The sequence below is a fragment of the Haladaptatus sp. CMSO5 genome, from assembly GCF_036689885.1.
Lineage (GTDB): Archaea > Halobacteriota > Halobacteria > Halobacteriales > Halococcaceae > QDMS2.
In genome coordinates, this window is record NZ_JBAHVW010000001.1 from 1,268,165 (window position 1) to 1,281,827 (window position 13,663).

9 protein-coding genes are annotated in these 13,663 nt (G+C 62.3%); 6 read left to right on the forward strand and 3 right to left on the reverse strand.

The window, feature by feature from the left end; translation table 11 throughout:
* Positions 1-140: 140 nt before the first annotated feature.
* The 5 genes from V5N12_RS06720 (at position 141) to V5N12_RS06740 (ending at position 9,065) form a co-directional block, all read left to right on the forward strand.
* A complete protein-coding gene (locus tag V5N12_RS06720) occupies positions 141-620 on the forward strand; it encodes a hypothetical protein (RefSeq protein WP_332898383.1) in 480 nt (159 codons plus the stop codon).
* 119 nt (positions 621-739) lie between these two features.
* Positions 740-2,200 (forward strand): proline--tRNA ligase, encoded by a 1,461-nt coding sequence (gene proS / locus V5N12_RS06725; protein WP_332898384.1) that lies wholly within the window; start codon positions 740-742, stop codon positions 2,198-2,200.
* Positions 2,201-2,366: 166 nt separating this feature from the next.
* Complete coding sequence (gene gltB / locus V5N12_RS06730) at positions 2,367-6,896, forward strand: glutamate synthase large subunit (RefSeq protein ID WP_332898385.1); 4,530 nt, start codon at positions 2,367-2,369, stop codon at positions 6,894-6,896.
* Between the two features lie 69 nt (positions 6,897-6,965).
* Positions 6,966-7,949, forward strand: a complete 984-nt coding sequence (locus V5N12_RS06735; RefSeq protein WP_332898386.1) for an NAD-dependent epimerase/dehydratase family protein — start codon at positions 6,966-6,968, stop codon at positions 7,947-7,949.
* 57 nt (positions 7,950-8,006) lie between these two features.
* Complete coding sequence (locus V5N12_RS06740; RefSeq protein ID WP_332898387.1) at positions 8,007-9,065, forward strand: NAD(P)-dependent glycerol-1-phosphate dehydrogenase; 1,059 nt, start codon at positions 8,007-8,009, stop codon at positions 9,063-9,065.
* Here V5N12_RS06740 and V5N12_RS06745 read toward each other — a convergent pair.
* Both V5N12_RS06745 and V5N12_RS06750 read right to left on the reverse strand, forming a co-directional pair.
* Complete coding sequence (locus tag V5N12_RS06745) at positions 9,062-9,577, reverse strand: NUDIX hydrolase (protein WP_332898388.1); 516 nt, start codon at positions 9,575-9,577, stop codon at positions 9,062-9,064. The two genes, V5N12_RS06740 and V5N12_RS06745, sit on opposite strands and share 4 nt — an antisense overlap.
* Before the next feature lie 178 nt (positions 9,578-9,755).
* On the reverse strand, positions 9,756-11,549 hold the full coding sequence (locus V5N12_RS06750; RefSeq protein ID WP_332898389.1) for a S9 family peptidase: 1,794 nt from the start codon (positions 11,547-11,549) through the stop codon (positions 9,756-9,758).
* Positions 11,550-11,658: 109 nt separating this feature from the next.
* On the opposite strand from V5N12_RS06750, the gene V5N12_RS06755 reads away from it, so the two are divergent.
* Positions 11,659-12,720, forward strand: coding sequence for a glycosyltransferase (locus tag V5N12_RS06755; RefSeq protein ID WP_332898390.1), 1,062 nt, complete (start codon positions 11,659-11,661; stop codon positions 12,718-12,720).
* Positions 12,721-12,916: 196 nt separating this feature from the next.
* Here the strand turns inward: V5N12_RS06755 and V5N12_RS06760 are convergent, their stop codons facing one another.
* The gene (locus V5N12_RS06760) at positions 12,917-13,588 is read right to left on the reverse strand and encodes a helix-turn-helix domain-containing protein (protein ID WP_332898391.1); all 672 of its coding nucleotides are present in this window, start codon (positions 13,586-13,588) and stop codon (positions 12,917-12,919) included.
* Positions 13,589-13,663: the final 75 nt, after the last annotated feature.

A 13,663-nucleotide genomic window follows, 5' to 3' on the forward strand; every position in this document is an offset into this window, starting at 1 on the left:
ACCGAACCGAGCAGTGCTCTCCGAACCTGGTGTCGGAGGTTGCGGGAAGAGTCCGGAAAACCCGCACGTAATTCTCGGTAACACTTCTTAGTTATAAAAGCCTTCGCAAAATTGTAGCCATCTGCCCACTAGCCGTTCGTATGCGAGTCACTCCTGCGATGGTGCGTGACGAACGAGACTGGGTCCAAAATCGCGCGTCCGTCGTCGTTCCACTCATCAACACCGTCCGAGAAGCCCTCGGTGAACAGTTCTCTGTCACTGTCTCACCCGTCACCGAAGACGCATACAGCGAGGCGGTCACTGCGGTGTTCGCAGACGGCGACCTCGCAGTGAACGTCGCGGGCCTCGTCGCCATCCTCCGCGACCTCGACTGCGAGGGGGACTATCCCGGCTTCGTCGTGGACGAACTGCTCGGGCGCGAGCTCGCGGCGATGATTGCGGGCAACCAGCCGTTGCACCTGCTCGGGCAGGCCACGTTTCACTACGCGGACGTGCACACGCACACCGCGGGCGTCGCGGGCGCGGACGACTTGGATGCCGCCCTCGCCGCAGGCTTCCAGACGCGTCTGCCGGGCTGGCCGTGGACCGAAGGTGAGAGTCCGTTTTCGGTCATCGACTGACGGGCTGAATCAGGAGCGCCCTCCACGACCGGCTGTTTTCGGTGACGTACGAGGGGCCGTGTGCCACGCGGGCCGACGCTTCAAGGGATTTAAGAGCGCATCGCTGATTTGCTACGACAATGAGCAACGGTGAGCAAGAACTCGGCATTACCGAGTCAAAAGAGCACAGCCCCGGCGACTGGTACGCCGAAGTCGTCCAGAAGGCGAACCTCGCAGACTACGCGCCGATGGGCGGATTTATCGTCACGAAACCCCGCGGCTACGCCCTCTGGGAGGGGATTCAGGACAACTTAGACGCCTGGTTCAAAGAGACCGGCGCACAGAACGCGTATTTCCCGCTCTTTATCCCTGAGAGCTACCTCGAACGCGAGAAGGACATCGTCGAAGGCTTCGACCCGGAAGTCGCGTGGGTCACCCACGGCGGCCACACCGAACTCGAAGAGCGCCTCGCCGTGCGGCCAACGAGTGAGTCCATCATCGCGCCGTACATGGCAAAGTGGGTTCGCAGCCACCGCGACCTGCCGCTTCGCCTGAACCAGTGGTGTTCGGTCGTGCGCTGGGAAGCGACGGACACGAAGCCGTTTTTCCGCACCAAGGAGTTCCTCTGGCAGGAGGGCCACACGGCCCACGAGACGGAGGACGAAGCGTGGGACGAGACGATGACGCGCCTCGACCAATACGAACGCCTCTACACCGACGTGCTCGCCATCCCCGTCCTCAAGGGCCGGAAGCCGGACCACGACAAGTTCCCTGGCGCACACACCACCACCACGACCGAGGCGCTCATGCCCGACGGCAAGTCGGTGCAGGGCGCGACGAGCCACTACCTCGGCCAGAGCTTCGCAGAAGCGTTCGACCTCACCTACACCGACGAAGACGAAATCGAGCAGGTCGCCCACACCACGTCGTGGGGACTGTCGTGGCGCGCACTCGGCGCGCTCATCATGACGCACTCGGACGACCAAGGGCTCATCGTCCCGCCGACCATCGCCCAAGAGCAGGTCGTCATCGTCCCCATCTGGAACGAGGACAACCGCGAGGAAGTGTTGGAGTACGCCCAGGATATCGCCGACGAACTCGATGCAGGTGGCATCCGCGTCGAACTCGACGACCGCGACGAGCGCAATCCCGGCTTCAAGTACAACGAGTGGGAACTGAAGGGCGTTCCCCTGCGCATCGAAGTCGGCGGCTACGAGGTCGCAGACGAGGAAGTCACGCTCGTCCACCGGCCAGACGGCGAAAACGTCACCGAGGACAACGACGAGAACCTCGTCGAAACCATCGAAGCACACCTCGACACCATCTACGACAAGCTCTACGCCACCGCAGAGGAGAACTTACAGGAGAACATCCGCGAAGCCGAGAATCGCAACGAAATCCTCGGCACGATTGGCCAACACGGCGGCTACGTGAAGACCGCGTGGTGTGGTGACGAGTCGTGTGAGACGGAAATCAAGGACACCATCGCCGCAGAAATCGTGATGGTTCCTCTCGACCGCGACGAAGAACCGATTGGCGACACCTGTGCTATCTGTGACGAAGCCGCCAACGAGACGGCGTATTTCGCCAAATCGTACTGATTCCCGGCGATTTTCGGGACGTTTTCAGATTTTTTCGCCTCGCACGCGACGCCTGCCCATGAGGAATTAGAACAATATAGTGGCATATATATCCAATTAAGTGAGTTAAACAGTCCCTTAGTCCTTGAGGGGTAACCTCTTATTGGTGAGTGCGTACGGTTGGCACATGGCTAACCTCTCATCTGACAGCCGTGAGTCCCCACTGGTACGGGGCCTCGCGGACCCGACCGACGCCCGGGCGAACTGTGGCGTCGGCGTCGTCATGGACTTAGACGGCGGCGTAGACCACTCCGTCGTCGCAGACGGCGTTGAACTACTCGTAAACTTAGAACATCGCGGCACCACCGGCGCAGAGGAGAACACGGGCGACGGCGCTGGTATCATGCTGCAGATTCCCCACGACTTTTTTTCCGCCGAGGTCGACGCATCCCTCGGAAACCCGCGCACCTACGCCGTCGGCTCGCTTTTTTTGCCACAGGATGCAGACGCCCGCGACGCCGTCAAATCCGTCGTCGAAGACACCCTCGCAGACCAACAGCTAGACGCCGTCGCCTGGCGCGACGTGCCGACGGATAACGCAGACCTCGGCGCGACCGCGCTCGAAGCCGAGCCACACGTCGCCCAACTGTTCGTCAAACCGGCTGGAGACATTTCGGGCGACGCCTTCGACCGCCGTCTCTACGTGACCCATCGCGCCGTCGAAAAGGCCGTGTCTGCTGCGGATATCGACGGGAGCGACCGTTTCTATCTCTGCTCGCTCGACCGCAAAACGCTCGTGTACAAAGGGTTGTTAAAAGCCGACCAACTCGCTGGCTATTACCCCGACCTCGAAGACGACCGCGTCGCCTCGAACTTCGCGCTCGTCCACGCCCGATTCTCGACGAACACGCTCGGCGCGTGGCATCTCGCCCACCCGTACCGCCGGATGATTCACAACGGCGAAATCAACACCATCCGCGGGAACATCAACTGGATGCGCGCCCGGGAGACGGATTTAGCAAGCGACGTGCTCGGCGACGACCTCGACACGATTCGCCCCATCGTCGCAGACGAGAACCAGAGCGACACGGCGTCCGTGGACAACGTGTTAGATCTCTTGCTCGCAAACGGCCGCGAACTCCCCCACGCCCTGCGGATGCTCATCCCCGAGGCGTGGCGCAACGTGGACATCGACGACGACCGCCGCGACTGGTACGACTTCCACGCCTCGCTCGTCGAACCGTGGGACGGCCCCGCGCTCGTCGCCGCGACCGACGGTGACCGCGTCGGTGCCGTCCTCGACCGCAACGGCCTGCGTCCGTGCAGATACGACATCACGGGCGACAACCGCCTCATCATGGCTTCTGAGGTCGGCGCGCTCGAAACCGACCCGTCGAACATCAAAGAGCGCGGTCGCCTCCAGCCCGGCCAACTGTTCCTCGCAGACCCCGAAGAGGGCCGCGTCGTCCCGGACGACGAAGTGTTCGCAGACCTCGTTGACCCGAAATACGGCCAGTGGGTCGCAGACCAGCAGGTGCGCCTCGCAGACCTCACCCTCACAGATGCGGACGCGACCACGTCAGCAGACCTCCGCAACAAACAGGCGCTGTTCGGCTACACGTACGACGAACTCGACAACCTGCTCGAACCGATGGCGAGCAAGGGGAAAGACCCCGTTGGGTCGATGGGTGACGACACGCCGCTGTCGGTGCTCTCTGACTACAATCGTCCCCTGTTCAGCTACTTCAAACAGCTGTTCGCGCAGGTGACGAACCCGCCGCTCGACTACATCCGCGAAGAACTGGTCACGTCGCTCGAATCGCGGCTTGGCCACCAGCGAAACCTGCTCGCAGAGTCGCCGGAACACGCAAAGCAGCTCGTCTGTGACTCGCCCATCCTCAAAGACGAGCAACTCGCGGCCATCCGCGACCTCAACACGCTGTCGGTGACGACCCTCGACGCCACCTACGACCCAGACGACGGGCTCAAAGCGGGCCTCGAAGCCGTCCGCGAGGCGGCAACCGACGCGGCCGCAGCGAACGACATCGTCATCCTTTCTGACAAAGCCGCAGACGAGACGCGCGTCCCGGTTCCAAGCCTCTTGCTCACCTCGGGGGTCCACCATCACCTCGTGCGCAACGGGCTTCGCAACCACTGTGGGCTCGTCATCGAATCCGGCGACCCACGCGAGGTCCACCACATGGCGACGCTCGTCGGCTACGGCGCGGACGCCGTAAACCCGTACCTCGCCTTCGAGACCATCGCGGACGTCGTTGCCGGGCCTGACGGCGCAAACCCCGTCGCGGCCATCGACGCCTACGTCGGCGCGCTCGAAGACGGCCTGCTCAAAATCATGGCGAAGATGGGCATCTCGACGGTCGAGAGCTACCAAGGCGCGCAAATCTTCGAAGCCGTCGGCCTCGATTCCGGCTTCGTCGCCGAATACTTCGAGGGAACCGAAAACCGCACCGAGGGTATCGGCATCGAGGAAATCGAAGCCGACCTGCTCGACCGCCACGCGACGGCCTTCACCGAGGAAGCCGATATGAAACGCGTCGGCGAGTACGAACACCGGTCGAGCGGGATTTTCCACGGCTGGAACCCACAATCGGTCGGCACGCTCCAGCAGTCGGTACGCAGCGGCGATTACGAGCGCTACAAGGAGTTCGCGGCGATGATGAACGACCAGAACGAGCAGCTTCAGACGCTGCGGGGGCTGCTCGAATTCGACGACAGCCGCGAGTCGATTCCAATCGAGGAGGTTGAGTCCATCGAGTCCATCGTCAAACGTTTCTCGACGGCCGCGATGAGCCTCGGTTCGCTCTCGCCGGAAGCCCACGAGAACAACTCGATTGCGATGAACCGCCTCGGCGCGAAATCGAACACCGGTGAGGGCGGCGAACCGCCAGAGCGCTTCGACACCGAAAAGGAGTGTAACGTAAAACAGGTCGCCTCCGGTCGCTTCGGCGTTACGAGCCACTACCTCGCGTCGGCCGACGAACTCCAGATCAAGATGGCACAGGGGTCGAAACCCGGTGAGGGTGGCCATCTGCCCGGCCAGAAGGTGAACGAGATGATTGCCCACGTCCGCTACGCGACGCCGGGCGTTGGCCTCATCTCGCCGCCGCCGCTGCACGACATCTACAGCATCGAGGACCTGAAACAGCTCATCCACGACCTCAAAGTCGCAAACGAGAACGCGGACATCAACGTCAAACTCGTCTCCGAGGCCGGCATCGGCACGATTGCGGCGGGCGTTGCAAAGGCGAACGCCGACGTGGTGCACATCAGCGGCCACTCCGGCGGGACAGGTGCGAGTCCGCGCACGTCTATCAAGAACGCGGGCCTGCCGTGGGAACTCGGGCTTGCAGAGGCCAACCAGATGCTCTGTCAGACCGGGCTTCGCTCGCGCATTCGTGTCACCGCAGACGGCGGGATGAAGACGGGCCGCGACGTTGCTGTCGCCGCCTTACTCGGCGCAGAGGAGTACGTCTTCGGGACGGCGAGCCTCGTCACCTCCGGCTGTGTGATGGCTCGCCAGTGTCACAAGAACACCTGTCCGGTCGGCGTTGCGACCCAAGACGAGAACCTGCGCCGTCGGTTCCCCGGTGAGCCACAACACGTCATCAACTACATGACGTTCATCGCGGAGGAACTGCGCGAAATCATGGCCGAGCTCGGCTTCCGTACGGTCGAGGAGATGATTGGACAGGTCGAAGTGCTCAAACAGCGCACCGACGTCAAACAGCCAAAGGCGAAGAAGGTAGACCTCTCATCTGTGCTCGCCCCACTTGCGGGCAACGCGCGCACGAAGACAGAAGCGCAGAACCACGATATCGACTCGCAACTCGACCACGCGCTCATCAAGCAGGCGATGCCCGCCTTGCAGCGCCGCGAACCCGTCGTGCTCGAAAGCGGGATTACGAACGTCGACCGCGCGGTCGGCGCGATGCTCTCGAATCGCATCTCCAACAAGTTCGGCGGCGACGGCCTCGCAGACGACACCATCGCCATCGACTTCGAGGGGACGGCGGGCCAGTCCTTTGGCGCGTTCCTCGCCTCGGGCGTCACGATGCACCTGACCGGCATCGCAAACGACTACGTCGGGAAGGGACTGTCGGGCGGGAAAATCGCCGTCCAGACGCCACCGACGGCGTCGTACAAGGCCGACGAAAACGTCCTCATCGGCAACGTCGCGTTCTACGGTGCGACCGAGGGCGAGGCGTACATCAACGGCATCGCAGGCGAGCGGTTCTGTGTGCGCAACTCCGGCGTGAAAGCCGTCGTCGAAGGCGTTGGTGACCACGGTTGTGAGTACATGACCGGCGGTGTCGCCGTCGTCCTCGGTGAGACGGGCAAGAACTTCGCCGCAGGCATGTCCGGCGGCGTCGCGTACGTCGTAGACGAAAACGACACGCTGGCTTCGAAAGCGAACACGGGAATGGTCACGCTCGACAACACCCTCTCAGAGCGCGACCGCCGGATGCTTCGTCGCCTCGTCGAAAACCACGCAGCCTACACCGACAGCGAGCGCGCCAAAGAACTGCTCGCAAACTGGGAGGAAACGCTCTCCTCGTTCGTGAAGGTCATGCCCGACGCCTACGCCGAGGTCATCGCAGAACACGATTCAGAGGACGTGCGCACGAAACTGCCGCGCGCCGCCTCGGAGTACGCGGAGGGGAACACGGGAAACGGTATCGCGCTCTCTGACGACTGAGCAGAGAGCGCCATCGTTCGACTGACCGCGTCCGCCACTATTTTGCGCACCCGTCACCCAGCACCAGACATGACAAACGCCCTCGTCATCGGTGGCACGCGGTTTATCGGCAAGTGGACGGTTCGAGAACTCCTCGACCACGACTACGACGTGACGATTTTCAATCGTGGGAACCACGAGAACCCGTTTGACGAGACGGTCACGCACATTCAAGGCGACCGGACGAACGACGCCGAGCTCGCCGCCGCGGCGACCGAGGCCGACCCCGATGTCGTCATCGACTGCGTGGCGTACAAGCCCCGCGAAGTGCGCACCGCGACCCGTATCTTCGAGGACGTGGACGCCTACGTCTACATTTCGAGTGGAAGTGCCTACGGCGACGAAGAAATCCCGAAACGCGAGGGCGTCACCCGACTCTTCGAGTGTACGAACGAACAGGCAGACGAGGACTCGGCCGAATCCTATGGTCCGCGGAAAGCAGAGGGCGACCGCGCCATCTTCGCCGCCGCAGACCGCGGCGTGAACGCGATGAGCGTCCGCCCGTGCATCGTCTACGGTCCGGACGACTACGGCGAGCGTTTCGACTACTGGATTACCCGCGTCAGAACCTACGACCGCGTCATCATCCCCGGCGACGGGACGAACCTCTGGCATCGCGCCTACGTCGAAGACGTGGCGAGCGCGCTGCGTACCGTCGCAGAGGAGGGCGAGCCCGGTGAGGCGTACAACGTTGGCGACCAGCGGCTCGTGACCTTAGAGGAGATGCTGCATCTCATGGCGGACGCGCTCGACACCGACATTGACGTCGTGCACGCGGGCGAGCGCGAACTGTCGATAGTCGACCTCACGCCCGACGATTTCATCCTCTGGCGCGACTACCCGCACGTCCTCGCGACGGAGAAACTCGCTGCCCTCGGCTGGGAATCGACGCCCCTGCACGAGGCGATGCAACGCACAGTCGATGACCACCTCGAAAGCGACCGCGACGGGAGCGAACACGACCCCGGCCGCGAAAATGAGGAACGGCTCCTTTCGGTTCTCGACACCATCTGAGCACACGTCAGCCGACAGAGAGTAAACGGTATCACGGCGGGCGGTTCATCTCATGGTATGTTTACAAAGTCGTCGTGGATTCGGCTGCCACGAAACGTCCTGGTGGGTCACGGGGTCTTAGACCAGACGGTGGAGGCAGTCTCCGAACTCCACCTGCGCGGGACGCCGGTTCTCGTCACGAGTCCGACGCCGCGGAAAATCGCTGCCGACCGCATCATCGAACAGTTCGAAGCCGCCGGCTTTTCGCCCGAAGTCGTCGTCGTCGAGACGGCGAGTTTCGCGGAGGTACAGCGCGTCATCGACGCCGCAGAGGCGGTGGACGCGGGCTTCCTCGTCGGCGTCGGTGGCGGCAAGGCAATCGACATTGCGAAGATGGCCGCAGACCGCATCGACCGCGGCTTCATCTCCGTGCCGACGGCGGCGAGTCACGACGGCATCGTGAGCGGGCGGGGGTCGGTCCCGGAGGGGGACACCCGTCACAGCGTGGCCGCAGACCCACCGCTCGCCGTCGTCGCGGACACCGAATTGCTCGCGAACGCGCCGTGGGAACTCACAACTGCGGGCTGTGCGGACATCATCTCCAATTACACCGCCGTCAAAGACTGGCAGTTGGCCCATCGCCTGAAGAACGTCGAGTACTCAGAGTACGCGGGCGCGCTCTCTCAGATGACCGCGGAGTTGCTCGTAGAACGCATCGACGCCATCAAACCCGGCCTCGAAGAGTCTTCGTGGGTGGTCGTAAAGGCGCTCGTCTCCTCGGGCGTGGCGATGAGCATCGCTGGGTCGTCGCGGCCCGCAAGCGGTGCAGAACACCTCTTTTCCCACCAGCTCGACCGGCTCGCGCCCGGGGCGGCACTCCACGGCCATCAGGTCGGCGTCGGCTCGATTCTCATCGAGTATCTCCACTCGGGCGAACACGGTCAGTGGCAGAACATCCGCGATGCGCTCGATAAACTCGGTGCGCCGACGACCGCAGAGGAACTTGACATTGCTCCAGAAACCGTCATTGAAGCCCTGACAACGGCCCACGAGATTCGCGACCGCTATACGATTCTCGGCGATGGCGTGAGCGAGGATGCGGCGATTGAAGTCGCAACCGTCACGGGCGTTATCTAAGCGGGAAGCGCGTCAGAAACCGTTGCGGGCGGATTTTTCCACCATTCGACGGCGGTAACCCCGTCGCCTTCACACAGTTCGCCGCCAGCCGGAACGCCAGAAAAGATGATTTGGAGTTGATACACGGGGGGCCGCTCGACGTTTCGTTCGTCGCCAATCCCCACAATCGACACCCTTGTGACTTCGTCGATGTTGCAATCGAGGCCTGTTGTTCGTTTCACGAGTCGCTTTGCGCCCGCTTCGAGGGTCTCGTCTGCGTTCACCGTTCCGCCGGGTTCGGCCCAGCGGTTCGTCCCCTCCTCGTCTTTGACCAGCAACACGCGCTCTTCTGCGTCTTCGAGGCGGACGCCCGCGCAGGCGACGCGACCCGCTGCGAACTGCTCGCACGCCCGCTCGTAGGCGGCCGGCGGCAGCGCAGTTGTGGTCTGGTCTACCGAAACCGACCCGTACTGTGTCGAAAGCGTAGAAAGAAGCTCCCCGACCTGCTCGCGGGAGCGTTCTGAGACGGTCATAGCCGCCCCAAAACAACCAGTTGTAATAAGTCTTCTACAACGGGAAATGTGCCGGTAGCTGACCTGTAACGATAACAAACTGCGTTTGCGAATAATCGTACCCGGTCAGTCTGTGGGTTCACGTGCCTTTCGCAGAAAACGTCTCGCTAAAGCCGACATGTGTGTCCGTTTTCCTGTCTCAGACGTAGGTGTCGAGGAAGTCCGCGACGGTCGTGTAGGCGATGACCCGATTTTCGAGTTTCGAGAACCCGTGGCCCTCGTCGTCAAAAATGTGCTTTTCGACGGGCACGTGTTTGCTCGCTTCTGCGGCGATCTGTTCTGCCTCTCCGACCGGGACGCGCGGGTCGTTCTTGCCGTGGAGGACGAGCAGCGGCGCGCTGATGGCGTCGATGTTGTTGATGGGGCTAATCTTCTCTAAGAACTCGCGGTCGTCTGTAAGCGAGCCGTATTCGGCCTCGCGGAGTTTGCGCCGCCAGTCGCCCGTATTCTGGAGGAACGTGATGAAGTTCGCAATGCCGACGATGTCGATGCCCGCAGCCCAGAGGTCAGGGTACTCGGTGAGCGCGGCGAGCGCCATGAATCCACCATACGAACCGCCCATCACTGCGATACGGTCTGGGTCGACGCTCGGGTGGGCGTGGAGCCACTCGACGGCGGCTTTGATGTCCGCCACTGAGTCCATGCGCTTTTCGACGTCGTCTAAGCGCGTGTAGGCCTTCCCGTAGCCCGTAGAGCCACGCACGTTCGGCTCGAAGATGGCGTAGCCGCGATTCACCAGATACTGTTTGACGGGGTTGAACGACGGTCGACGTTGACTCTCCGGGCCGCCGTGGATGTCTACGACGACGGGCGTCGCGCCCGCTGTGGCGTCCTGTGGGTGCGTGAAGAAGGCCGGAATCTCGCGGCCGTCGAACGACTCGTAGCGGATGACTTCGGGTTCGCGGAACGTGTCTTTTTGAATCCCGGCAGTCGAGGCGTTCGTCCAGCGCTCTGCGTCGCCTGTCTCCACGTCCACGACGTAGACGTTCGCGTTCTCGGAACTCCCGGTGACCGTAATCGAGAACGCGCTCGCGTCGTCGTTGAAGCTGATGCCGCCTTGGACGCCGCGGGGGAGCGCAGGCTCTGGATACTCCTCGATATCGGTGGGGGAGGTGAGGTCGCCAACGGTGAGGCTCGTGTAGCCTTCGACGTTCCGAGCGTAGATGATGCGCCCGGTGTCCTCGTCGATGGCGGCTCCTGCGACGTTCCACGCTGGGTCTTCGACGACGGGTTCGAGTTCGAGTGTGTCGAGTGGGAGGCGGGCGAGCCAAAGTAAGTCAGAATCGCGGTCGGTGACGAGATAGAGGCTCTCGCCATCCGGCCCCCACTGGGCGCTCCCGTAGCGGACGTGCCCCTCGTGGGGCGTGACGTGGGTCAACTCGCCGGTTTCGACGTCAAGGACGTACACGTCTTGGTCGAAACTGGAGTGCGCTTCAGAGACGATGAGGCGGGTGTCGTCCGGGCTCCACCCGCCGACAGTCAGCCAGCCGTCGCCTTCGTACACCAACTCGGCGGCTGCACCGGTCTCGTCGCGGCCTTGGACGTAGATGTCGAAGACGCTCCCCTCCCGGCGATTCGAGGAGAAGGCGAAGCGCTCGCCGTCGTGGCTCCAGCCGCCCCACCAGTGTTTGGCCTCGGGCGTATCGGTGAGCGCCGTGACCGTCCCGTCGCTGTCGAGGCGAAACAGCTGTTCGCGTTCGTTGCCGCCCTCGTCCATGCCGAAGATGAGCTCCGGGTTCTCGGGTGACCACGAGGCGAAGGTGATGCGCTCGTCGTAGAAGGTGCGCTGTTCTGGCCAGCGGCCGGGTTCGTGCAGCGACCAAATCTGGGAGGTCCCCGTCGTGTCCATCAAGAAAGCGAGCTCGCCGTGGGGGCCAAACGACGCGGACCCCGCACTGCGAATATTGAGATACCGCTCGACATCATACACCATACGACTGCTTCTCCGTTCGCCCGCAAAGCCGTTTTTATCGTCGGGATGTCATATTGGACGAGCAAGCCGTTCGGGTGGTTTTTTATCAATTGATTTCGTCCCGAGGTGTATGCGCGTCGCGTTCGTCTCGTCTAATACGACCGATAGACGAGACACCCAGGGCAACCGCCGGGTTCGCAGAGTCGCAGAAGGCCTTGCACGGAAGGGCCACGAGGTTGCCGTGTTCTGTACCCAGTGGTGGGAGGGCGAGACGGTCGCGGAGTTCGAGCGAGACGGCGTTACCTACCACGCCGTCACCGACACGCCCGCCCCGCTCACGTTTGCCGCCAAAGTGCCGTTTGCGCTGTCATCGTTTGACCCCGACATCGTCCACGCCACGCCAACGCCACCGGCACAGGTGGTCGGTGCGCGGCTTTCGACACTGTTCTCGCGGACGCCGCTCGTGGTCGATTGGTACGGCGATGACGACCCGCCCGAGTCCTGGAGCGGGCGGTATCCGGCCCGTGCCCCAACGGCGGTCATCACACCCTCGCGGATGGTGAGTACGTGGGTCAGAGAGAGCGGGGCGTCAGCAGAAGCCGTCAAAATCATCCCAGAGGGCGTCGATGTGTCGCTCATCGAGGACACTGACCCAACCGATGGTGTCGATGTCGTCACCGCCTGCTCGATGGACGAGCACGCGAATCTCGACAGCCTGTTTCTCGCGCTTGCAGAACTCCGCGATCGCGACTGGCACGCGGTCGTCATCGGTGACGGCCCACATCGTGCGGCGTTCGAACAACAGGCCATAGACCTCAGAATCGCAGACCGAATCACGTTCACCGGGTCGCTCTCGCCCGCAGAGCGCGTTGCTTACTACAAGGGTGCCCACGTGTTCACCCACACGGGCACGCGAACGCCGTTTGCTACCGACCTGCTCTGGGGGCTCGCGTGTGGCTGTATCGGCATCGTCGAGTACCACACCGACTCTGCGGCCCACGAACTCGTCGAAGGCTTAGAACGGGGTTTTCGGGCCACCTCACCACAGGAAATCGCAAACGCAATCGAAAAAGCGGGGTCGCTCGACACGCGAACGACCGACGAGCGGTTTTTCAAGTACAGCCACGACGCATTGCTGTCTCGGTATCTCACCTGTTACGCCGCGGTGCGTGACGACGCCGGACTCTTCTAATCGTGAAAATAGCAGGGGCGTGGGTCGTGGTCAGCCCCCCTCTACGCGTGTGACGCCACGTGAGCATTCGTTCCACGCTCTTGCCCCCACTTCTCGCGGGCTACGCACACCCCACGAGTCATACGCAGCCACGCGAGCAGGTAGCAATTACCACACCACAGGCTTGTTACGTTCGGTTGGCTGTTTAACGGATTTATTACCGTCGTTCGCCCACTTCACTGCCGTTGAGCGAGCGAACGGCTTGGTACACGGTTTTCTTTATCGCGGGTCGAAGGCGCTTTGAGACGGCTTGTGGTGTGATACCGAGCTCGTCGCTGAGTTCGTCGAGCGACACGAGCCGAGGACTTTCGAAGTAACCGTGTTTCACGGCCAACACGAGGGCTTCTTGCTGCTCTTTGGTGAGTTCGACAGGCAAATCTGCCCCGTCTACGGTGTCAAGCGTAGTGATGCGCTCGATTGTGACGGGGATGTTGTTGGCGTCACAGGCCGTGTGGAACGCCGTCACTGAGTCGTGATTCTGGAATCGAACTCGAAAGAACCAGTGGTCGTCGCCATGGGCTTCGAGAATCGTGCCACCAGTCTCGAACAGTGCGCTCAGCAGAGTCCCTGCGGCCGGTGTACAGACGATGCGATACAGCAATCGGTCGTCAATCTGGTCGAGGAGGGTAGCCGATTCAACCTCCGGAGACTCCATGGCGAACTGTTCGAACGGTTCTGCTGCGGTGCCGGAAACCCAGATGTAGGGAACCGGTTGCTCGCCAAGTGGGACGATACGTTCGAGTTCGATATGGACGCCCGACAACTGTGTGAGTGCAGGCCCAAAGATGAACGACTCTGCGGGGAGTACGAACTCAATGATGGTGCCCATACACGTCTTAGGACGCCAACTAATAGAACTGTTTGTGTATTGAGAACTACTGCATCCGGCGCATGCAGACGCGAC

Bases quoted from the DNA above. Each gene is read 5' to 3' on its own strand.
- V5N12_RS06720 (WP_332898383.1), top strand. From the start codon at position 141: ATGCGAGTCACTCCTGCGATGGTGCGTGACGAACGAGACTGGGTCCAA.
- proS (WP_332898384.1), top strand. From the start codon at position 740: ATGAGCAACGGTGAGCAAGAACTCGGCATTACCGAGTCAAAAGAGCAC.
- gltB (WP_332898385.1), top strand. From the start codon at position 2,367: ATGGCTAACCTCTCATCTGACAGCCGTGAGTCCCCACTGGTACGGGGC.
- V5N12_RS06735 (WP_332898386.1), top strand. From the start codon at position 6,966: ATGACAAACGCCCTCGTCATCGGTGGCACGCGGTTTATCGGCAAGTGG.
- V5N12_RS06740 (WP_332898387.1), top strand. From the start codon at position 8,007: ATGTTTACAAAGTCGTCGTGGATTCGGCTGCCACGAAACGTCCTGGTG.
- V5N12_RS06745 (WP_332898388.1), bottom strand. From the start codon at position 9,577: ATGACCGTCTCAGAACGCTCCCGCGAGCAGGTCGGGGAGCTTCTTTCT.
- V5N12_RS06750 (WP_332898389.1), bottom strand. From the start codon at position 11,549: ATGGTGTATGATGTCGAGCGGTATCTCAATATTCGCAGTGCGGGGTCC.
- V5N12_RS06755 (WP_332898390.1), top strand. From the start codon at position 11,659: ATGCGCGTCGCGTTCGTCTCGTCTAATACGACCGATAGACGAGACACC.
- V5N12_RS06760 (WP_332898391.1), bottom strand. From the start codon at position 13,588: ATGGGCACCATCATTGAGTTCGTACTCCCCGCAGAGTCGTTCATCTTT.